The organism is Bradyrhizobium manausense (assembly GCF_018130615.1).
Lineage (GTDB): Bacteria > Pseudomonadota > Alphaproteobacteria > Rhizobiales > Xanthobacteraceae > Bradyrhizobium > Bradyrhizobium manausense_A.
In genome coordinates, this window is the sequence record NZ_JAFCKB010000003.1 from 121,176 (window position 1) to 141,756 (window position 20,581).

At 65.6% G+C, this 20,581-nt stretch carries 17 protein-coding genes; 2 read left to right on the forward strand and 15 right to left on the reverse strand.

Annotated elements, in window-relative coordinates:
• The 8 genes from JQ587_RS07090 to JQ587_RS07125 all read right to left on the reverse strand — a co-directional run bounded on the left by JQ587_RS07090 (nt 1) and on the right by JQ587_RS07125 (nt 9,929).
• Nucleotides 1–681, reverse strand: a complete 681-nt coding sequence (locus JQ587_RS07090) for an SDR family NAD(P)-dependent oxidoreductase (RefSeq protein ID WP_212424826.1) — start codon at nt 679–681, stop codon at nt 1–3.
• A gap of 4 nt (nt 682–685) precedes the next feature.
• Complete coding sequence (locus JQ587_RS07095) at nt 686–1,891, reverse strand: sialidase family protein (RefSeq protein ID WP_212424827.1); 1,206 nt, start codon at nt 1,889–1,891, stop codon at nt 686–688.
• Nucleotides 1,888–3,306, reverse strand: a complete 1,419-nt coding sequence (locus JQ587_RS07100) for a sodium:solute symporter family protein (protein ID WP_212297796.1) — start codon at nt 3,304–3,306, stop codon at nt 1,888–1,890. Before JQ587_RS07100 ends, JQ587_RS07095 begins: the two co-directional genes overlap by 4 nt.
• Nucleotides 3,307–3,536: 230 nt before the next feature.
• Nucleotides 3,537–4,682: a caspase family protein gene (locus JQ587_RS07105; RefSeq protein WP_212424828.1), complete on the reverse strand. Its 1,146-nt coding sequence runs from the start codon at nt 4,680–4,682 to the stop codon at nt 3,537–3,539.
• Nucleotides 4,683–4,745: 63 nt separating this feature from the next.
• The gene (locus JQ587_RS07110; RefSeq protein WP_212425043.1) at nt 4,746–5,894 is read right to left on the reverse strand and encodes an amidohydrolase; all 1,149 of its coding nucleotides are present in this window, start codon (nt 5,892–5,894) and stop codon (nt 4,746–4,748) included.
• A 276-nt stretch (nt 5,895–6,170) separates the two neighbouring features.
• Nucleotides 6,171–7,259, reverse strand: coding sequence for a mandelate racemase/muconate lactonizing enzyme family protein (locus tag JQ587_RS07115; protein ID WP_212424829.1), 1,089 nt, complete (start codon nt 7,257–7,259; stop codon nt 6,171–6,173).
• 183 nt (nt 7,260–7,442) lie between these two features.
• Nucleotides 7,443–8,648 (reverse strand): M20/M25/M40 family metallo-hydrolase, encoded by a 1,206-nt coding sequence (locus tag JQ587_RS07120; RefSeq protein ID WP_212424830.1) that lies wholly within the window; start codon nt 8,646–8,648, stop codon nt 7,443–7,445.
• Nucleotides 8,649–8,681: 33 nt separating this feature from the next.
• Entirely contained in the window at nt 8,682–9,929 is a 1,248-nt protein-coding gene (locus JQ587_RS07125; RefSeq protein WP_212424831.1) for an MFS transporter, read from the reverse strand.
• A 301-nt stretch (nt 9,930–10,230) separates the two neighbouring features.
• Between JQ587_RS07125 and JQ587_RS07130 the strand changes: the two genes are divergently transcribed.
• Nucleotides 10,231–10,968, forward strand: a complete 738-nt coding sequence (locus JQ587_RS07130; RefSeq protein ID WP_212424832.1) for a metallophosphoesterase family protein — start codon at nt 10,231–10,233, stop codon at nt 10,966–10,968.
• A 164-nt stretch (nt 10,969–11,132) separates the two neighbouring features.
• On the opposite strand, the gene JQ587_RS07135 is transcribed toward JQ587_RS07130, so the two are convergent.
• From JQ587_RS07135 to JQ587_RS07165, 7 genes are all read right to left on the reverse strand, one after another.
• Nucleotides 11,133–11,489 (reverse strand): response regulator, encoded by a 357-nt coding sequence (locus tag JQ587_RS07135; protein ID WP_212297804.1) that lies wholly within the window; start codon nt 11,487–11,489, stop codon nt 11,133–11,135.
• 41 nt (nt 11,490–11,530) lie between these two features.
• Nucleotides 11,531–11,860: an HGGxSTG domain-containing protein gene (locus JQ587_RS07140; RefSeq protein WP_212297805.1), complete on the reverse strand. Its 330-nt coding sequence runs from the start codon at nt 11,858–11,860 to the stop codon at nt 11,531–11,533.
• Nucleotides 11,857–12,459 (reverse strand): hypothetical protein, encoded by a 603-nt coding sequence (locus tag JQ587_RS07145; RefSeq protein WP_212424833.1) that lies wholly within the window; start codon nt 12,457–12,459, stop codon nt 11,857–11,859. The genes JQ587_RS07140 and JQ587_RS07145 overlap by 4 nt, the downstream gene beginning before the upstream one ends.
• Before the next feature lie 354 nt (nt 12,460–12,813).
• Entirely contained in the window at nt 12,814–15,354 is a 2,541-nt protein-coding gene (locus tag JQ587_RS07150; RefSeq protein WP_212424834.1) for a branched-chain amino acid ABC transporter ATP-binding protein/permease, read from the reverse strand.
• The gene (locus JQ587_RS07155; RefSeq protein ID WP_212424835.1) at nt 15,351–16,226 is read right to left on the reverse strand and encodes a branched-chain amino acid ABC transporter permease; all 876 of its coding nucleotides are present in this window, start codon (nt 16,224–16,226) and stop codon (nt 15,351–15,353) included. Before JQ587_RS07155 ends, JQ587_RS07150 begins: the two co-directional genes overlap by 4 nt.
• Before the next feature lie 27 nt (nt 16,227–16,253).
• Nucleotides 16,254–17,498, reverse strand: a complete 1,245-nt coding sequence (locus JQ587_RS07160) for an ABC transporter substrate-binding protein (protein WP_212424836.1) — start codon at nt 17,496–17,498, stop codon at nt 16,254–16,256.
• A gap of 142 nt (nt 17,499–17,640) precedes the next feature.
• Nucleotides 17,641–18,552 (reverse strand): IclR family transcriptional regulator, encoded by a 912-nt coding sequence (locus tag JQ587_RS07165; protein ID WP_249154212.1) that lies wholly within the window; start codon nt 18,550–18,552, stop codon nt 17,641–17,643.
• A gap of 225 nt (nt 18,553–18,777) precedes the next feature.
• On the opposite strand from JQ587_RS07165, the gene JQ587_RS07170 reads away from it, so the two are divergent.
• Entirely contained in the window at nt 18,778–20,577 is a 1,800-nt protein-coding gene (locus JQ587_RS07170; protein ID WP_212424838.1) for a thiamine pyrophosphate-binding protein, read from the forward strand.
• Nucleotides 20,578–20,581: the final 4 nt, after the last annotated feature.

Consider the following 20,581-nt stretch of genomic DNA (forward strand, 5'->3'; position numbering starts at 1 on the left):
TCAGAGCGAGCTGCCGCCGCAAATCACGAGCTGCTGCCCGGTGATGGCGGCAGCTTCGCCTGAAAGCAGGAAGGCCACGGCGGCGGCGACTTCCTCCGGTTGAATGAAGCGGCCGATCGGCGGCAGCTTTGGCGTGACATTAGCCCGCGTGGGGTCCTTCAGCATCGGCGTCTCGGTCGCGGCGGGCGAAACCACATTGACAGTGATGCCGCGCGGCGCCAGCTCGCTCGCCCAGGACCGCGCCAGCGCGACCAGCGCCGCTTTCGTCGCGGCATATTGCCCGCGGCCGGCCGCGCCCGAGGCGGTGCGGCTGCCGATGAAGACGATGCGCCCGCCTTTCGGCAGGCGCGGTGCCAGCGCGTCGGCGAGACGCTCGGCGACGTCGACATGCAGCCGCCACATCGCCGCACCGTCATCATGGTCGAGCGATCCGAGCGAGCCGACTTTCAGCAGGCCGGCCGCGTGAACCAGCGCCGTCGGAGCGAGACCGGTGACAGCGGCGGCGATGGAATCGACATCGGCGAGATCGAGCGGCAGATGCGCGAATGCCGGATGATCGAATGGCCCGGGCCGTCGGCTGATTCCGGTGACGCGCCAGCCGTCGCGCAGCAGACGCTCGACGATCGCGGCGCCGATCCCCGAACTGGCGCCCGTGACGAGCGCGTGCGGCCGCTTGTCCATCACCTTAGTCCTGCTGCACCCATGGTTCGGTCACGCGCACATATTTGATGGCGCGGCGATGGAAGGTGAAGGCCATGTGGATCGCGCCGTCCGCGGTCTGCTTGACGGAAGGGTAGGACAGTTCGCGATTGGTCTGGTCGCGCGAATTGTTGGTCATGCAATAGCCGTCGCCGGTCTCGACGTCGCGCTTGGCCCATGTGCGTCCGCCGTCGCGCGAGATCGCCAGCGTCATCGGCGCCCGCGGCGCGCCCCAGAACGCAGTACGTCCGTCGGTTTTGCCGCCGTCGCCGGTGAGCACGGGCGGAAGATCGTCCTCGATCTCGTCATAGAGCGAGAGGCGGCGATCCGTTGCGTTCCGGGCGCTGGAATCGTTGAAGACCAGCGCGAGATGCCCGTTGTCGAGCCGCGTGAGCTGGATCGAGGAATTGTTGTTCGGCAGCGCGGTCGCAACCGGCGCCGACCAGCTGCGGCCGTGATCGGTGGATCGGCTCTGATAGATGTTGTCGGCCCAGCGGCTGCGATACATCGCAACCAGCGAGCCGTCGTCGAGGCGCACGATGCTCATATGCACGCAGCCGCGGCTGCCGGGGACGTCGATGTCGCGCCAGGTGGCTCCCGCGTCGGACGAGATCTTCACCGCGCTGGTGTCCTCGTCGCCGTTCCATTTCCGGCCCGGCATGCTGTGGCAATAGAACACGGGCAGCAGCCAGTCGCCATTGTCGAGCACGACGATCGGCTGGCGGATGAAGGTGCCGCGGCCGCGATGCTCCGGAAACAGCGTCTCGATCGGGCCCCAACTCCTGCCATGGTCGCGCGAGAGGCGGCGGCGGATGATGGCGGTGTCCTGGTTGCCCGCCAGTTGCGCCGTCCACATCAGCCACAGCGTGCCGTCAGGGGCGGGGAACAGCACCGGGTTCTGCTCGGAGCGGCCGGAATCGTCGGACAGCTTTTCGGCCGCCGACCATTGCGCCGCGCCGCGCGGAAGCCGCGAGAAATACACCGAGATATCGGACATGCCCTCCTGCGTGCCGCCGAACCAGACGCAGGCGAGATCGCCATTGGCGAGCGGCATCAGATTGGCGGCGTGGTTCTGCACGCAAGGCGAGGGAATGAAGGCGTCGAACCGGTCGGGATCGCCGGCCGCGGGACGAACGACCCCATCGGCGGCGATCTCGATGTCGGTGATCGCGACCTCGGCACCGATGGTCATGTCGAAGTCCTTTCAACGAAAGCATTGGATTGCGCCGGCTGCGGCGCGGCGCCCATCACCAGGCGCTCGATCGCCATCACGACCAGCGGCGTCACGGCGGCGATGTACATGTTGTCGATGCCGAAGGGGTTGCCGAGCAGGTACCAGACCGTGGTCGAGACGGCGGCGCCGATCAGGCCGGCGGTGGCGCCGCGGTTGCTGGCGAACAGCGGCAGATAGAAGCCCAGCATCGCGACCATCGTGATCGACAGGCGCAGCGCGCGGGTGAAGAACGACAGTTTCAGGATCTCCGGAATGAAGAAGACGAAGACCAGCGGCACGATGGCGATCACGATCGAGAACACGCGGGTCATCTTCAGCTCGCGCTCCGGCGTCGGCTGCCAATACGGCACGTAGAAGTCGCGCACCACCAGCGAGGCGATCGCAAGCGCAACGGTGCAGACGCTGACGAAGATCGAGGCGACCAGCGAGGTCGTCACGAAGGCGGAGGCCAGCGGCGGCATCTTCTCCAAAAACACCGGCAGCGCATAGAGGCTGTTCATGTCGGGATAGAGATACTTTGCGGCGACGCCGATCAGCGCCAGCAGGAGGCCGAGCGGAAGGCAGAATGCCGCGGCATAATACGTCGCCTTGCGGGCGTCATCGGCGCTCGGCGTCGAGGAGATCGCCTGCACGATGAACTGTGTCGAGAAGATCGCGCCGACCGTGCCGAAGGTCCAGGCGAAGATGGTCGCAAAGCCGATCTTGCCGTCCCAGCTGAAATAATAAGCCGGCAGCTTGGCCTGCATCGGCGCGATGCCGCCGGTCAGCGACATCGCGACCGCGAAGATGATGATGATGCCGACGACCTTGAAGGCGCTGTGCAGGATCGTCACCCAGGCGACGCCCTTGAGTCCGCCGAACACGTAATAGAAGGTCGAGACCACGGCGATGATGCACATCGCAACCGGCATGCTGACATGCAGCGAGGTGGCAATCGCCGCCGCGCCGCTGACGTAATTGCCGACATTCACCAGCAGCAGCGCGTAGATCATGATCACGGACACCGTGAGCATGGTCGACTTGCCGTATTTCTGCGCGATCGCGGCCGAGATGGTGTATTCGCCGGAATTGTAGAGCTTCTTCACCATCAACATCCCGAACAGCAGGAAGCCGATCGAGGCGCCGAGCACGGCCCATCCCGCAGCCATGCCGGACTGGAACGCCTCCTGCGCCGTGCCGACGGTCGATTTGGCGCCGACGAATTCGCTCATCATCAGCACGCCGACGACCACGGCCGGCATCGCGCGGGACGCGGTCATGAACTGATCGCTGGTCCGGCTGCGCAGCTTCAGCGTGAGCCAGGAGGTGAAGGCGATGTAGGCGACGATCATCGTGACGATGAGCGTGCTTTCGCCGTTGAGGAGAGCTTGCATCGGTGACGTTTCCTCTGGTGGTGCGGGACGCGGTGTTGTGAGCCCGCTTGTGCCCGACGGCTAATGTTCGGAATGCGAACAATTGTTCTTAAAACTCATTAAACCTGCCCGGGCGCCGTGCGTCAAGCGCACGCCGCAAGGCCGCCGGGGAAACCTGGGTTCCAGAGAGCAGGGCGGGAGCCAGCGCACGGCCGCGATCGCGGCCCGGCGGGGCGGTACGCCTAACGCATCTATTCGGCGCTGCGTTTCCAGGCGCCGGTGCCGAGCTTGCCGGTAATCACCGCCAGCGCATCGTGGATCTCGTAGGCGCCGCCGTCGCTGTAGCCTGACAGGCCCCTGATGGCGTGCAGGGTCCAGCGGCCGTTCGCCGCCGTGATGGTGCCTTCGTGCGCACGGGCCGAGCGCTGCGGCTCGGCGTGGAACCGGTAGGTGCCGTCGCCCATGATCTGCCAGATCCAGCGCGACTGCCCTCTGCCGCTCGGCACCATGATCTCCCAGGTGCCGACCAGCGCGGGATCGATCGTTGGCGCCGTCGTCGTCTGCATTGGCGCAGGAGAGACGGCAGCCTGCGTTGGCGTTCCCTCCGCACCGTCCGGTGGCCGGCCCGCGAGGTAGATCGCCTTGCGCGACAGCGAACCGTAGACGAACGGCTGCTGCTCGTTGCGCGTTGCTTCCATCACGTCGTCGCGGACGTTGCGGAACATGAAGGTCACCTCGACGCCCGGCGCCTCGATGTTGCGCAGCAGCGCTGCTGCAAACGGGCTGTTGCGCGCCTCGCCGTCGAGCGCCGTGGTGCCGTCGCGCGCGGCATAGGCGACGAGAACGTTGCCGACGGGCTCGATGCGGCCGAGCCCGCTCGTGGGGGCCGCACGCGTGGCCATCGATCGATTCATCCTGGCGGCAAACGGATTGTTGCGGCAGGCATCGAGGATGACGAGGCCAAGGCTCGTGGTGTTGGACACCTGCAGCATCACGCTTTGCAGGTTGATGGCTTCATTCGCCGCGTCGGTGTCGCGTTTCAGCTCGGCGTCGATCGGGATCAGCCAGTTCTCACCATTGATCTCCATGCCATGGCCGGCGAAGTACACGGCTGCCATGTCGGCGCCGGCGGCGTCGCGCCCGAATGCGATCAACCTGCGGCGCATGTCGTCGAAGCCGGCGTTCGTCGCCAGGGCGACGGTGAAGCCAAGTCGGCTCAGCGCCGCGGCGATGTCGCTGGCGTCGTTCGGCGGATTGGTCAGGGTGGGCACGTTCCTGTAGGCACCGTTGCCGATGACGAGCGCGACCCGCCGGCTCTCCGTGGCTGCGGCCGTCGCAGCCACGCCTGCAAGCGCAGTTGCCGCCGTCAACCCTGAGACGAATTCACGCCGGTTCATCCGGATCCCGCTGGCTCGAACGCGTTGCCATCCTAGCGCAACCGATCCGGGGGAGCCACGGGGCTAGTTCGCCGACAGCGCCGTCTTGGCGACTTCGGCCATCCAGCTCGACGCGACGGGGAGGATGGTATCGTTGAAATCGTAGCGCGGGCCGTGCAACTCGGCGCCGTCGCGCAAGGGCCCGTTGCCGATCCAGACAAACGCGCCGGGGCGGTGCTGGAGATAGAAGGCGAAATCCTCGCCCGCCATGCTCGGCGCCAGATCGCGCCGCAGCGGCGCCCGCACCTTGTCCGCGGCGATGCGCGCGAGGCCAGCTTCCTCCGGCGTGTTGCTGACCACGCCGACGCCCAGGACGATGTCGGGCGTGACCTTGACGTCGAAGCTCGTGGCGATGCCGGCGCAGATGTCGCCGATCCGCGCGAGGATGATGTCCTTCACCTCGTTGCGGTGATGCCGCAGCGTGCCGCGGATCACGACCTTGCCCGCGACCTGGTTCGGCGCGGTGCCGCCCTCGATCGTGCACAGCGAGAGCACGGCGGTGTCGAGCGGATCGACGCTGCGGGACACGATCGACTGCAGCGCCACGATCAGATGGCCGGCCGCCATCACCGGATCGCGCGTCAGATGCGGCATGCCGGCGTGACCGGCGTGGCCCTCGATGGTGATGGTGACGCGGCCGCCGGAAGCCATGACCACGCCGTCATGAACCGCGATGGTGCCGGCATCCAGGCCCGGCCAATTGTGGAAGCCGAACACGCGCTGCATCGGGAAACGCTCGAACAGCCCGGCCGCGACCATCGCGCGCGAGCCGCCAAAACCTTCTTCGGCCGGCTGGAAGATGAAATCGATCGTGCCGCTCCAGCTGGTGTCCGCGGCGAGCAGCGCGGCGGCGCCCAGCAGCGAGGCCGTGTGCCCGTCATGCCCGCAGGCATGCATCACGCCCGGATTTTTCGAGGCGTAGGCAAGCCCGGTATCCTCGGTGATCGGAAGCGCGTCCATATCTGCGCGCAAGCCGACGCGCCCCTCGGCCGCTCCGCGCGTCAGCGTCGCGACCACGCCATGACCGCCGATTCCGGCTTCGAAGGGAATGCCGAGCTCGGTGAGCCGCTCCTGCACGAAGGCGGCGGTCGCCTTCTCCTGCAGGGATACCTCGGGGTGGGCATGCAGATGCTGGCGCCACGCGGTCAGTTTCTTGTGCAGCTCAGGGGGCAAGGCGTGGCTCTCTCGAAAGATGGCGATTGCAGGCAGCATAGCGGATTATCTGGCCACCGCATCAAGCGCCTCGGAATGCCTCGCGTGCAGAAGCGAGTTCGGTGATTGCTGGGCAGACCGACCGCGCTGCGCGCTCCGCTTCACCTCTCCCGCTTGCGGGAGAGGCCGGGAGAGGGTTCGACCGTCATAGGGAGTCTCACTGTGGAGGCACCCTCTCCCCAACCCTCTCCCGCAAGCGGGAGAGGGGGCACACCTCCATCGTGGCCGCAGACTGTCCTACGCTGCCAGTTTCGCCAGCCCCTTCCAGTCAAAACCGATGCCATGACCCGGCCGGTCCGGCGCCAGCGCCTTGCCGTCCTCGAGCACCAAGGGATGCTCGATGTACTTGTCGAGCCCGAAACCGTGCGCCTCCAGATACGACCGGTTCGGGCAGGCCGCGAGCAGGTGCACGGTGATGTCGTGCGCACCGTGGCTGGTGACGGGCAGGTTGAACGCCTCCGCCAGCCGCGCGATCTTCATGAACGCGCTGACGCCGCCGCAATTGGTGACGTCGGGCTCGGGATAGGAGACCGCACCCGACGCGATGTAGTTCTTGAACTCCCACAGCGAGCGCAGATTTTCACCGGCGGCGATCGGCACGCCGCCGGCCTGCATGATGCGCGCATGGCCCGCGACATCGTCGGGGATGATCGGCTCTTCCAGCCAGGTCAGGTCGTAGGGCACGAAGGCGCGGGCGGCGCGGATCGCTTCCTCGACCGTCCATTTCATGTTGGCATCCGCCATCAGCGGAAAGCCGTCGCCGAGATGCTGCCGCATCGCTGCGACCCGCGCGACGTCGGATTTGAGATCGGGCCGGCCGACCTTCATCTTGATGGCGCGAAAGCCTTTTGCGAGATTGCCGTCGGTCTGCTTCAGCAGGGCCTCGACCGACAGATCGAGGTCGATGCCGCCGGCGTAGCACGGCACGCGCGCATCGAATCCGCCGAGCAGGCGGAACAGCGGCAATTTGGCCCGCCGCGCCTTCAGGTCCCACAGCGCAATGTCGAGCGCGGACAGCGCCAGCACCGCAGGCCCGCCGCGTCCGCCATAATGCAGGCCCCACCAGACGTGATGCCAGATCGCCTCGGTATCGTCGGCCTCGCGTCCTTCGACCAGCGGCGGAATCTCGCGCTTGAGGATATCGGATGTCGCCCCGCCATTGCGCCCGACCGTATAGGTGTAGCCGACGCCCTCCGCACCATCGGCATCGCTGATACGGCAGGTGATCAGCTCGAACGCCGCGATCTCGCCATGGGTGGAGTCGGACAGTGTGACGGGGAGGGGGATCCGGTAGAGCCCGGATTCGATCGTCGCGATGCGCGCCATGTGGCCTCCTTGCGTTTTTTTCTTGGTTCGTAGGGTGGGTTAGCCCTGCGAACTGTGCGAAGCGCGGATCGCGGGGCGTAACCCACGCATGTTTCCACACTTGCCGAACGAAGTTGGTGGGTTACGCCAGCGGACTGCGCTTCGCGCGGCCGCGGGCTAGCCCACCCTACAAGTCAGCCTACCTCACCGCATCGTCGCGATCTGCACGGCCAGCGCGCAGGCGCGATCGTATTCGTCGAGATTGATCCATTCGTCGATCGTGTGTGCCTCGTTCTGCCCGGCGCCGAACGTCACGGTCGGAATGCCGTGGCGGACCATCCAGTTGGCATCGAGGCCGCCATTGGCGGCGCGGACGTTCGGGGTGCCGCCGACGGCGGATACGGCCTCGATCGCGCGTTTGACGACCGGCAGGTTCTCCTTCATGCGGAACGGAAAATAGTCGGTCTCGGCCTTGAACTTGACCTTGCCGGACTTGCCTTGTGCGTTGGTGACCTTCTTGGCCGCCTTCTCGAACGCGGCCTTGTAGGCCTTGGTGATCTCCTTGAAGAATTTGCCGTCATGGCTGCGACATTCGCCGCGCACATGCACATAGTCGGTGACGACATTGGTGGCATCGCCCGCGGGGCGGCCTTCGCCGCCGGTGACGGGGCCGACATTGCTGGTGCCCTGCCGCGCGCTTGCGCCCTTGCCCTTCACCACCTTGCCGAACCAGCCGCCGGCCTTCACCTCGGCGAGCGCCAGCGCCATGATCATGGTCGAGGAGATGCCGCGCTCCGGCGCGACGCCGGCGTGCGAGGCGCGGCCAAAAATCTCGACGGTCCAGCGATCGGCGCCGACCGCGCCGATGATCACGTTGGAGGCCGAGCCGCCGTCATAGTTGAAGGCCATCACCGGCGAGCCGAGCTCGTCGAGCTTGACGTGGCGCGCGCCATAGAGGCCGCTCTCCTCGCGCACGCAGAACAGCAGCGTGATCGGCGGATGATCGAGCTTCTGCTTTTCGAGCTCGGCCGCCAGGGTCACCAGCACCCCGCAGCCGCAGCGATTGTCGCCGCCGAGCGCGGTCTTGGCCTCGTTGACGATTCTGCGGCCGGATTTCTTCGGCTTGGCGCCGGCGCAGAGCGGCACGGTGTCCATGTGGGTCATGAACATGATGCGCGGCTGGTTGTGCAGGGCACCGCGGCCGGGCAGATCGACGATGAGGTTGCCGGTCTCGGTCGGCACGGGAATGCGGCTGTTGGCGTCGTCGAGCCGGATCGCCTTGGCCGGCACGCCGCTCTCCTTCAGCGCGGCGGCGAGCTCACGCCCGATCGCCGCCTCCTGTCCGGTGACGCCTTCCACGGCGAGGAAGCGCATGAGGCGGTCGGTGGCGGCTTTGGTGTCGACAGGCATGGAGTTCATTCCCTTGATGCACGAGCGCCCATCCTACGTATGCGACGAGGTGTAAGTCAAAAAGATCATCGCTCCCACGAGCAGCGCGGCCGCCATGAACAGCAACACCGCCGGTAGCCCCGCGAGCGCTGCCACCGCGCCTGTGACCGACTGCATCAGCGCCGCGCCGAGGAAGAAGGCGAGGTTGATCGCCGCGAGAGCCTTGCCCGCGGTTTGCGCGTCGACCAGCTGCCGGGACATGCCGAACAGCAATGGCTGGGCGGAGGTCGCGATGCCGATGAGCACGAACAGCACGAGATCGTAGAGCGGCGGCATCACGGGCACGCCGAACAGCATCGAGACCAGATAGTGCGGCGCGCCGAGCGCCATCAGCGCCAGCAGCAGGCCTCCGACCATATGCGTGCTCGCCACCAGCTCGCGGCGGCGGCCGATCCTGCGGTCGATCATGCCGACGCACAGGGGTCCTGCGATCATCGCGAGCGTGAACGCAGCGAGCTGGTTGCCGGCCTCGACCCGCGACAGGCCCTTGACCTGCATCAGCCATGGCCCGCCCCACAGCCCGCGCAGCACCAGCGAGGTGGCAAGCGACACCAGCGCCAGCGCGATCAGGCCGCGCAGAGGCCGCGAGAATCCGAGCCTGAGCACCTCGATCATCTGCAACAGCGGGGAAGAATCGTCCTTGTGCTCAGCCGGCTGGCTCGGCACCAGCAGGAACACGGCAAGCGCCACCAGCACGCCACCGAGCGCCGAGATCCAGAACCCGGCGCGCCAGCCGTAATGGTCGACCACGAAGGCCAGCGGGCTCGACGACAGCAGCATGCCGATATTGCCGATCGAGAGGATCGCACCCGACCATAGTCCGAAACGCGCAGCCGACAGTTGCTTCGCCGCCAAGGTCATCGGGCACATCAGCATGCCCGACGTGGCGATGCCGAGCAGCACTTGCCCGAGGGCAAAGCTCGATGGCCCCGTCGCAAAGCCCGACGCGATGGCGCCGACCACGGTTCCCATGAGCAGGCTGAGCGACACCGGCCGCACGCCGAAACGATCCATCGCGGCGCCGACCGGGATCTGCGCCGCCGCAAAGGCGAAGGGATAGACCGAGGTGAGGCTCGCCAGCGCCTGCGGTTCGATGCGGAAATCCGCCGCCATCACATCGAGGCTGACCGCCGGAATGGTGCGCAGCAAGGTCGAGAGCATGTGCCCGCAGGCCAGCGCAAGCAGCGCAAAGATCAGCGCGCGGGTGCCCTGTCCCGCCTCATCCGTCGCAACCGCACTCATCAGCGTCCCGTCCCGGCAAGGGTTTTGGCCGGGTTACATGATTGGGGGAGCCGTGCCAATGGCGGGAGAGGGCGCCTTATCGCATGGCCCGCCAGCCATGGCGGCACAGCGCCTCGCGTCATTCGCTGCCTCGTCAAAGCCGTCACTTGCCCGCGCAGCGATCGCAATGATAGCTTTCCGCACGGCGCCGATTTGACACTCAGCTTGCGGGCGCTTCTCAAAATGCAGCTAAAGCGACCTGCCATTTCTGCATCGTCCCGCAATCGGAGTGTCGTCGGCCGTCCCGCATGAGGAGGGCGAGATGAAATTTGCTGCAATCGCGGACGTCCACGGCAATTGCCCGGCGCTTGAAGCCGTGCTCGCTGATATCGCCGAGCTCGGCATCCGCGAGATCGTGAATCTCGGCGATCACGTCAGCGGCCCGCTCGAGGCGGCCCGGACGGCAGATCTGCTGATCGAACGGGGCTTTCCATCGGTACAGGGCGACCAGGATCGCATTCTCGTCGAGCTCTGGCGGAGAGGGACATCGGCCAGGAGCGATTTCCGGCAGCTCGCGCGCAAGCATTTCGACTGGATGGCCAGCATGCCGTCGACGCTTCTCTATCGAGAGGACGTGTTTCTGTGCCACGCATCTCCCAGGGACGATGCTGCCTTCTGGCTCGATCACGTCACGGCCGACGGCAGCGTCCGCGCCAGTCCGATCGACATGATCGAGGCCGGCGCCGAAGGCGTCGATGCAGAACTCATTCTCTGCGGGCACACGCATATCCCGCGCGTGGTCCGCCTGAGGGATGGACGCATGGTCGTCAATCCCGGCAGCGTTGGGCTGCCCGGTTACGATGGGCGGTCGCCCGTTCCCTATGTGGTCGAGGTCGGCACGCCCCACGCCTGCTACGCCATTCTGGAGCGCGGCCGCGCAGGCTGGTCCGCGACGATCCGTTACGTGCCCTACGACAGCACGGCCATGGCCGCATTGGCCCGCGACAGGGGCATGCCGACCTGGGCCAGCGCGATTGCAACGGGATGGGTTGAACGGTGAGGGCTTACTGAGGGCTTACGGAGATGCTGCGCAGGATCGGGTCTAACATCTCGCCGCAAAACGCGAACTCATCCTGAGGGCCCGCCGGAGGCGGGCGTCTCGATGGATGGCCGCAGGCGAGCTTCGCCCCACGTTGTTCTGATGTGCGATAGCCCTGCGTGCGTCTACTGTCCCGCTTCCGCCAGCAGCACGGTCGGGTAGACCGGCTTGGTGAAGAACTTTGCACCGGGCGGCAGGGGCCGCGGCAGCGGACGGCCCGAAATCACGATGATCCGCATGTCGGCGTTGTACTGCTGGGCAAAGTGAGCGAGGTCCACGCCGTCCATTTTCCCGACCAGATTGACGTCGGTGACCATCAGGGATGGGTGCCGGACTTTCAGTGCCAGAGCCGCAGTCTCTGCATCCTCGCACTGGAGCACGTCAAAATTGCTTTCTTCGAGCAGCAGCGCGAGCATCTCTCGCTGAATGTCGTCATCCTCGACGACGATGGCGGTCGGCCGGATCGGCTTTGATTGGCCCATGGTTGCACCTCGCTTCCTATCATTTGTTAAGTGCGAGGAGGCTATTCTGTTCCCGGCGTGGTGCATTTGGTTTCGCTCTCGTCCGGGTTGCGGGCCGTTTCCGATCCCGCGGACAATCTGCGCAGCAGAGTCTCTGCCTCGATTAGCACGGTGCGAATAAACTTCCGTTCGTCGATCGCCTCGCTGGTGAAATAGCCGTGCTTGACGGCATTGCTGTTCCCAAATGGCGCGCCGGATCCCCACGCTCCGCCGTGCATGCGACAGCGGCTTTTGCCGCGCAGCGCCGGCGCGCGGCAGGCTTCGCCGTTCCGTGTCTGCGCGCCGCAGCGCGAGCTGGCCTGCATCGGCACGGTGTTGCGGGGGTGGCTCATATGGTGATGGCCGCGGCGTCTACGAGGCCCGGCTGCGCAGCGATCAAGTTTGCGTGTTGCGTGATATGGCCGACCACGGCCTTGCCGCCGTCCTGCACCGACAGATTCTGCACCGTGATCGCACACGCGCCATTGCTGCGATGGCGGCTCAGTGCCTCCATCTGGGCTGCGTAGGTGCGGGCCAGCCGGGTCAGGGCGCGCGTGAGGCTCTCCTGCTGCGGCACGTCGTCGGTACAGGCGAGGCGACAGGCGCAACGCATCGAGGCAACGTGGATGCTCACCATCTGTGCCGCCAGCATGGCCTCGAGCGGGTCCTTCGGCGCGATGCTCTTCAGCATCGAGATCATGAAGGACAGATTGCCCTGCTCAGGCTTGCACGCAACCGCGCTGGCTTTCACCAGCTGGCTCAGGAGGCCATGTAGCGCGTCGCGGTCGACGACGCCAAGCGCCTCGGCGAGCAGCTTCTCGCCGACGCGCGGGTCGGGATGGTCGATCACGATGCGCCTGCGGCGGAGCTTTACATTTGGGCTTGCAATGATCGCGGTGTGATTGCCCGCCGCGATGGGCATCGTCTCGGTGCAGGTCAGGGATGTCGTCATGCGATGGGTCCTTTGCCGGCGCAAGCGCGAGAGGCCGCGACGAGCGGAGCCGGCCGCGCGCCTGCTGTCGCGGCGCTTCAGATTTTCAGATGTCGATGAGGAGTTTTCGCGTCGCCAGGCCGAAGCGCCCGTGATCGGGCATGGTGGGCACGGGCGATTGTCGCGATGATGCCATCGTGCGCCTGTTTTGCCCGACGTGTCAAACGGATTTTCTGGAATTCCGCAAGGCCGCCCCGTGCAAGTGCGCTCGTACCGGCTGGCGCCGGCTACTGTGCATGGGGTTGTTTTCGCGGTTTTTGTCCGGATAGAGGCGCGCACCCGCCGCGCGACGGAATGCCGGACGGAAACGCGGGCCTACAGCCACAGGATCTGCTTGCGATAGCCGAGGTCGTTCAGCAGCGGCGCCGCCGGACCCTGGTGGAACACAGCGCCGCGCTCCAGCGCAAAGACACGGTCCGCGAGCGCCAGCACGAGATCGAGATTGTGCTCGACGATCACGATCGACATGTGCTGCCGGAGTGCATCGAACACCCTGAACAGTTCCAGCGTCACCGCGGGCGCGAGGCCCTCGAACGGCTCGTCGAGCAGCAGCAGGCGGACATTGCCGGACATGGCACGCGCGACCGCAACCATCTGCTGCTCGCCGCCGGAGAGATAGTCGGCCGCGATGTTCATGCGCTCCTTCAGGCGCGGGAAGGTGTTCAGGATCTTCTCCTCGTCCCAGGCCACGCCGTCGCTGCCGTCGGTCTTGCGGGCGAGGCGACCGAGCGCGAGGTTTTCGCGCACGGTCATGCCGGCGAACAGGCCGCGGCCCTGCGGCACATAGCCGACGCCGCGGCGGGCGATGTCGGGCGCGGCGAGGCTTGCGATATCATCGCCGCGATAGACAATGCTGCCCGAGGCCGCCGGCACGAGGCCGGCGATGGTTTTCAGCAGCGTCGACTTGCCCGCGCCGTTGCGACCCAAAAGCGCGACGATCTCGCCCTTGCGGACGTCGAGCGCGGCGTCGTTGAGGATGTGGCTCTTGCCGTAGAACGTGTTGACCCGCTCGAGCCGCAGCGCGGTCTCTTGTGTGCCAGCAGGCTTGTCGCTGCGCCGGTGTTCGACGGCGGGAATGCCCTTGCCAGTATAGATCTCCTGCACCCTATGGTCGGCCCGCACGGCGGCGGGGCAGGCGGACATCAGCACCTCGCCCTGGTTCATCACGGTGACGGTTTGCGAGAAGCCGAGCACGCGGTCGATGTCGTGCTCGACGATCAGCACGGGAATGTTGGCCGCGATGTTCTTGATCAGGTTGGAGACGCGCTCGCGTTCGGCCGCGGCAAGGCCGGCGAGCGGCTCGTCGAGCAGCAGCACCTGCGGTCTTGATCCGAGCGCAATACCGAGATCGACCAACCGCTGCCCGCCATAGGAGAGCTCGCCGCCCGCGATCTCCTCGATGCCTTCGAGCCCGAGAAACTTGACCAGTGCCGCGGTCTCGGCGTGGATGTCCTTGTAGGCGTCGATGTCGTTCCAGATGTTGAAGCGCATCGCGCGCCGCGCCTGCAGCGACAGGCGGAGATTCTCGTAGATCGAGAGCCCGCGAAACAGGTTCGTGATCTGGAACGAGCGCGCCAGCCCCTGGTGGCAGATCGCATTCGCCGGCACGCCCGCGATGTCGCGGCTCTGCAGACGGATCGTCCCTCGGTCCGGCGTGTAGAGACCGGAGACCAGGTTGAACAACGTGGTCTTGCCGGCACCGTTCGGTCCAATCAGGGCGTGGATCTCGCCTGACACGACTTTGAGGCTCGCATCCTCCACCGCGCGAATGCCACCGAACTTTCGCGACACGCCGCTGACTTCCAGCACCGTGCCCGTCAACGCCTCCGGTCGCAAAAAGTCCGGCAGTGGCAAGCCGTCATAGATCTTGCGCCGGCTCATTGCCGCCGTCTCTTCCGCGGGCGGACGCAGGCGCCGCATGATTAGCGAACCGATGCCGACGAGGCCGCCGGGCGAATACATCACGAAGGCCACGAAGGTGAGGCCGAACCAGAACAGCCAGTCCGACGTCCAGATCGAGAACAGCTCGCGGAACAGGATGAAGAACACCGCACCCAGCGCGGGACCGAGCAGGCTGCGCATGCCGCCGATCACGACCATCGCCAGCAGCTCGCCGGCGAACGGCACCGAGACGGCTTCGGCGGAGACGAGATAGTTCAGAAACGCGATCAGCGCGCCGGCAAGGCCGGTGACGACGGCCGAGATCACGAACACCGCGAGCTTGTAACGCTCGACCGGATAGCCCTGAAAGTTCGCGCGCAGCTGGTTCTCGCGGATCGCGACCAGCACATGCCCGAATGGCGAGCGCACCAGGCGCATCAGCACATAGAGCACAGCCAGTCCGATCGCCGCGACCACGATGTAATAGTTGAGAGCGCTGTCGAAGCTGATGGGGCCGATGCCGCCGCGCTTCAGGCCGCCAAGCCCGTCCTCGCCGCCGGTGAGGCTCGTCCAGCGGAAGGCGGTGGTGTAGACCAGCGCCGCCAGCGCCAGCGTCAGCAGCGAAAAGTAGACGCCACGCCGGCGCAGGATCAGCAGGCCTGTTATGGTCGAGGCGAGCGCGACCACGACCATCGACCCCAATAGCGGCAGCCAGATCTCGCCGGGGAAGAAGCGGAGCTGGATGAGCCCGGCGGCATAGGCGCCGACGCCGAACCAGGTGCTGTGGCCGAACGAGACCAGACCAGTCGTGCCGATGCAGAGGTTGAGCCCCGTCGCCGCGATGGCGAGGCCGAGTATCCAGGTGCCGGTGTTGAGCGACAGGCCCAGCGCGCGCAGCAGGAAGGGCAGTGCGATCACTGCCACAGCCGCGATCAGCACCGGCCTCAGCCTGTCGATGGTCGAGGCGGTCCTCATTCGAACTTCTCGATGCGTTCGCCGAGCAGGCCGCGCGGACGCACCAGCAGCACCAGGAACATCAGGATGTAGATCGAGGCCTCGCCCGCCGCGGGTTCGAAATGAATGGCGATGCCGCGCACGACGCCGACGAGAAGGGCGGCGATGACCACGCCCCAGAAACTGCCGAGCCCGCCGATCACGACCACGACGAAAGCGACGGTCATGATCTCGGCACCCATCGCCGGGTGCACCGTCGTGATCGGGGCAAAGAACGCACCGCCGAGCGCGGCGAGACCGACGCCGAGCATCACGATCGCGGTCATGTAGGGCTGCAGGCGGATGCCGAGCGCCGCGACCATGTCCGGCCGTTGGATGCCGGCGCGCACCACGCGTCCGAACGAGGTTTTTTGCAGGAGCCACCAGACGCCCAACAGAATCGCCGCGACGGCAGCGAGGATCAGCAAGCGATAGCGCGAGAACAGGAAGTCCCCGACGATGACCGAGCCGCGAAAACTCTGCGGGATCTCGGTCGTAACAGGTGCCGCGCCCCAGATCATCCGGATCGCCTGCTCTGCAACCATTGCGAGCCCAAAGGTCACGAGCAGGCTGAGGATCGGATCGGCGGTGTAGAAACGGCGCAGGATGAAGCGTTCGAACAGGATGCCGAGCAGCGCGACCGCGAAGGGCGAGATCACCACCGAGGCCCGGAAGCCGAGACGGCTGCTCAGCTCGACGCAAATGTAGGCGCCGAGCGCGTAGAACGCGCCGTGCGCGAGGTTGACGATGCCGCCGACGGAGAAGATCAGCGACAGCCCGAGTGCGATGAGCAGGTAATAGCCTCCGAGCACGAGGCCATTCACCACCTGTTCCAGCAAGAACTCGAACTGCATGTTGCGTCCTTGCCGCGAGGGCGCGCGTCAGGCCTTCATCTCGCAGGGGTTCTGCTCTTTGGTCGGGTAAATCGATTCCAGCGGATCACCGGCCGCCGGTACCGCATCGCCCAGTACGAGCATGTCCCACTGGTCCTTCATCTGGTCCTTTGGCTTGACCGTGAACGGGTAGGCTTCCTGCACCAGCTGGTGATCCCAAGATCGGAAATACGCCTTGCGCGCCTTGCCGATGTCGAATTGCGCCTGCTTCTCGAAATAGGCGATCAGTTCGCCGCTGTCGGTCGATTTCGTCGAGTTGATCGCCTCCGCCAGGAGCTTCAGCGTGACGTAGTCGATCCAGGCATGGTTCTCCGGCGTTTTGCCGTACTTCTTGGTGAAGGCGGCGACGAAAGCCTGCGATGTCGGATTGGTCAGCGTGTGATACCACACCGTCGGCCAGGTGCCGCTGAGATTGCCCGCGCCCGCGGCCCAGGCATCGCCGGTGTTGAGGTTGAAGCCGACCAACGGGTAGGGGAAGCCGAACTCGGCATATTGCTTGACGAGGTTCGTCACCTGATTGCCTGCGAGGTTGCAGCAAACCACGTCGGGTTTTGCCTGTCGTACCTTCAACAGATACGGGCTGAAATCGGTGACATCCGTTGCGATCAATTCGTCGCCGATCAGGTTCGCATCATGCGCGCCGAAGAAGGTTTTTGCGGCCTTCAGCAGGTCATGGCCAAAAATGTAGTCGGCCGTAAGCGTGAAGAACTTCTTGCCCTTCACCATGCCCTGCTGCGACAGCGCGGTGCCGACTGCGTTCACCATCACGGTGTTCGGAATGTCGCAGTGGAACGCGTATTTGTTGCAGTTCTTGCCGCGAAGCGCATCCGACCGCGCGCCGGTCGAGAAGAACACCTTCTTGTTGCGCTCGGCGACTTGCATGATGGTGAGCGAGGAGGCCGACGAGATCTCACCGAGCAGCACCGCCGCGCCGTCCTGCTCCAGCATGCGCTGTGCCTTGGTCGCCGCGGTCGCCGGGTTGATCGAGTCTTCCGAGAGCAGATCGATCTGCTTGCCCAAGATGCCGCCGGAGGCGTTGATCTCCTCCGCTGCGAGCTTCACCCCGAGCTGCGCGTAGCTGCCGATCACGCCGAGGAAGCCGGTGAGCGGGGTGAGGTGCCCGATCCGGATCTTCTCGGTCTGCGCCCTGACGATCGCGGGAAATCCGAGCGCGGCCGCGCCAGCAAAGGCTGCGCCCGCCCGTAACAACGTCCGTCGTGGGTAGCGGATCATGTCTGTCTCCTCCCGGGTGCATTGCGTGCCTCCCTTCAAAGCCGGTTATCCGGTATTGTGAGAGAGCTTTTTCTAATGCGGGAGGATAATCCCGAACGTCACTGCCGGTGTCAACCGGCAAAATCGCCGTTTGGGTTGCGGCTCAGGCCTTCTGCATAAAGGCCCTGTGCGCCCGGTCCTTGGCGCCGAACTCGGCCGACAGGCGATCGGCGGCGGCCTGCACGACCTGCGCACCGGCGTGCAGCGCCTGGTTGGACAGGCGCCAGATCGGCCCGGAAATGCCGAGCGCACCGATCACCTGCCCGGTGAAATCGGTGACGGGCACGGCGACGCAACGCACTTCCGGATTGAACTCGCCGTCGTCGAAGGCAACGCCGGTGCGCTGCACTTCGGCGATCTCACGCATAAGAGCGCCGGCATCGCTGATGGATTTCGGCGTCGACGGTTTCAACTCGGCGCGGTCGATAAAGCGCTTGAGCTGCTCGGGGCGCAGCGACGCCAGAATGATCTTGCCGAGCGCGGTGCAATGGGCGGGCCGCACCACGCCGACGCGATCGGTGAGCTGAAACGCGCCGGGACCGCTGGTGCGGGCGATCACAACCACCGCATCGCCCATCCGCACGGCAAAATGGCCGCTTTCGCCGGTCTGGCGCGACAGCTCCTCCAGCACAGGCGTTGCGACATTGACCATCTCGATTTCGTCGAGCGCTGATGCGGCGAGTGCAAACAAGGGACGGCCGATGCGGTACCGTTTGTTGTCCTTCTCCTGGCGGAGGTAGCCGAGCGAAACCAGCGTCTTGGCCAGATGAAACGTCGTCGAGTTGTGCAGGCCGACCAGCTTGCTCAGTTCCGCAAGCCCAATTCCTTCGCGATGGCGCGCCACCTCTTCGAGGATCGAGAAGGCGCGCCCGAGCGATTGAACGCCGCCACCGCGCTGCTTGTCCTCGGCCTCGTCGTCGCCATCCGCCTTGGGTGCAGGGACCAGTTTGGCAATCGCGGCCTTGCGCGGGCTTGCGGGCTTCTCGCCGGTGGTCGGCTTGGTACGCGATCTCAAGGACAAGGCTCCCTCGGGTGAATCGAATTGGCTCCGTTCTTGCGACAGTAGCACGCAACCGGCGCAACCGTGCGGAGCTTCGCGTTCCCTCAAGCCGAAAGACTACCACAATATAAATTGACGTACAGCATTATGAGAAATAGGCTTCCCGCGGCCCCTGATGACCGCGCCGCGTTCTCCGCATCGGTACACAAGAAGTCGATGGGCCGAGAGGGAGACCGGTTGATGTCGAAAAACATGCTCAATGGCGCTCAGGTCATTGTCGATTATCTGATCCAGGAGAAGGTGCCGCAGGTGTTCGGGCTTTGCGGCCACGGCAACATCCAGTTCATCGACGCGCTGTACGAGCGCTCCTCCGACATCAAGACGATCTCCGTCCATCACGAGAGCGTCGCCGGTTTCATGGCGGACGTCTATTACCGCGTCTCCGGTAGGCCGACGGCGACCTTCACCTCTTGCGGGCCGGGTTCGGCGAATCTGCCGATCTCGCTGGCCAACGCGTATCTCGATTCCGTGCCGTTCATGGCAATCACCGGCAACGTGCCGACCAGCCAGTTCAACCGCGGTGCATTCCAGGAAATGTACCGGCACTACCAGGCCGACTTTCCCTCCACGGTGCGCACGATGTGCAAGAAGGTGTTTCAGCCAACGCGCGGCGAGATGGTGCCGCTCGCGGTGCGGCAGGCGTGGAAGACGATGGTCACGGGACGGCCGGGGCCTGTCGTGATCGACGTGCCATTCGACGTCTTCATGGAGTCGGCGGCCGAGGAAGCGCCGAAGGCGGTCGAGTGGAGCGCCAACATCTCCAGCCGCTGCGGCGCCGATCCGGAAGGCGTCGAGAAGGCTGTCGATATGCTGCTCGCGGCTGAGCGGCCGGTGATGCTGGTCGGGCAGGGTGTTCGCTATGGCGGCGCGGCGGAGGAGCTGCGCAAGCTCGCCGAGCGGCTGCAGATTCCGGTTGCGGCATCCGCAAGCGGCCTCGGCGCGCTCGATGTCAATCATCCGCTCGCACTCGGCCTCGTCGCACGAGCCGGACACTATCAGGCCAATCACGCCACGCGGCAGGCCGACGTTCTGCTTGCGCTCGGAGTCCGCTTTGACGACCGCACCTCGAGCTCGTGGATCCCCGGCTATTCCTTCACGATCCCGCCGACGAGATTGATTCACGTCGACATCGACCCCGAGGAAATCGGCCGCAACTATCCGGTCGCGCTCGGCTTGATGGCGGACGTCCGCACCTTCCTGCGGCAGATACATGGCGAACTCGATCGCCGCGACAATCTGTTCAAGAAATCGGATGCTCGCAAGAAGTGGCTGGCGCAGATCGACGGCTATCGCAAGGAGTGGGACGAGTTCGTCGCGCCTGGCTTCTCCGACGATACCACGCCGATCAATCCGCAGCGTGCGGCGGCCGAAATCGACAAGGCGTTGCCGGAGGATGCTATCCTCGTCTCCGACATCGGCGTGCACCACAACTGGCTGCTCGGCTTCTGCAAGCCGAAGCGGCCCGACTCGCTGATCGGCTCCATGGGGTTTGGCCCGATGGGCTTTGGCGTTGCCGGCGTGATGGGCGCAAAATTCGCCGCGCCCGATCGCCCTTGCGTGTCGGTTTGCGGCGACGGCGCCTTCTTCATGCATGCCAACGTGCTGGGCACGGCGGTCGAGTATAATCTGCCCGTGGTCTGGGTGGTCTGGAACAATTACGCCTATGCCTCGATCCGCGGGCTTCAGCGCGGCTATCTCGGCGGCCGCGAGCTTGCCACCGACTTCAAGCATCCGGAGACGGGCGAGCGCTACAACCCGGATTTCGCGGCGATGGCGCGCTCCTGCGGCGTCGAAGGCGTGCGGGTCGATCGTGCCGGCGATCTCGGTGAGGCGATCCGCAAGGGCATCGCTGCCAACAAGCCCTATCTGATCGACGTCGATATCGCCGCGGACGTCAATCCCTCCGGCGCCGGCGTCTGGGAATTGCCGGGCCTCGGCCAGAGCAAGGCCGGCATCGGCACGCGCTTCCAGCCGGGCTGATTCG

Coding starts and splice junctions, on each gene's coding strand:
- JQ587_RS07090 (WP_212424826.1), bottom strand. CDS start 681: ATGGACAAGCGGCCGCACGCGCTCGTCACGGGCGCCAGTTCGGGGATC.
- JQ587_RS07095 (WP_212424827.1), bottom strand. CDS start 1,891: ATGACCATCGGTGCCGAGGTCGCGATCACCGACATCGAGATCGCCGCC.
- JQ587_RS07100 (WP_212297796.1), bottom strand. CDS start 3,306: ATGCAAGCTCTCCTCAACGGCGAAAGCACGCTCATCGTCACGATGATC.
- JQ587_RS07105 (WP_212424828.1), bottom strand. CDS start 4,682: ATGAACCGGCGTGAATTCGTCTCAGGGTTGACGGCGGCAACTGCGCTT.
- JQ587_RS07115 (WP_212424829.1), bottom strand. CDS start 7,259: ATGGCGCGCATCGCGACGATCGAATCCGGGCTCTACCGGATCCCCCTC.
- JQ587_RS07120 (WP_212424830.1), bottom strand. CDS start 8,648: ATGCCTGTCGACACCAAAGCCGCCACCGACCGCCTCATGCGCTTCCTC.
- JQ587_RS07125 (WP_212424831.1), bottom strand. CDS start 9,929: ATGAGTGCGGTTGCGACGGATGAGGCGGGACAGGGCACCCGCGCGCTG.
- JQ587_RS07130 (WP_212424832.1), top strand. CDS start 10,231: ATGAAATTTGCTGCAATCGCGGACGTCCACGGCAATTGCCCGGCGCTT.
- JQ587_RS07135 (WP_212297804.1), bottom strand. CDS start 11,489: ATGGGCCAATCAAAGCCGATCCGGCCGACCGCCATCGTCGTCGAGGAT.
- JQ587_RS07140 (WP_212297805.1), bottom strand. CDS start 11,860: ATGAGCCACCCCCGCAACACCGTGCCGATGCAGGCCAGCTCGCGCTGC.
- JQ587_RS07145 (WP_212424833.1), bottom strand. CDS start 12,459: ATGACGACATCCCTGACCTGCACCGAGACGATGCCCATCGCGGCGGGC.
- JQ587_RS07150 (WP_212424834.1), bottom strand. CDS start 15,354: ATGAGGACCGCCTCGACCATCGACAGGCTGAGGCCGGTGCTGATCGCG.
- JQ587_RS07155 (WP_212424835.1), bottom strand. CDS start 16,226: ATGCAGTTCGAGTTCTTGCTGGAACAGGTGGTGAATGGCCTCGTGCTC.
- JQ587_RS07160 (WP_212424836.1), bottom strand. CDS start 17,498: ATGATCCGCTACCCACGACGGACGTTGTTACGGGCGGGCGCAGCCTTT.
- JQ587_RS07170 (WP_212424838.1), top strand. CDS start 18,778: ATGTCGAAAAACATGCTCAATGGCGCTCAGGTCATTGTCGATTATCTG.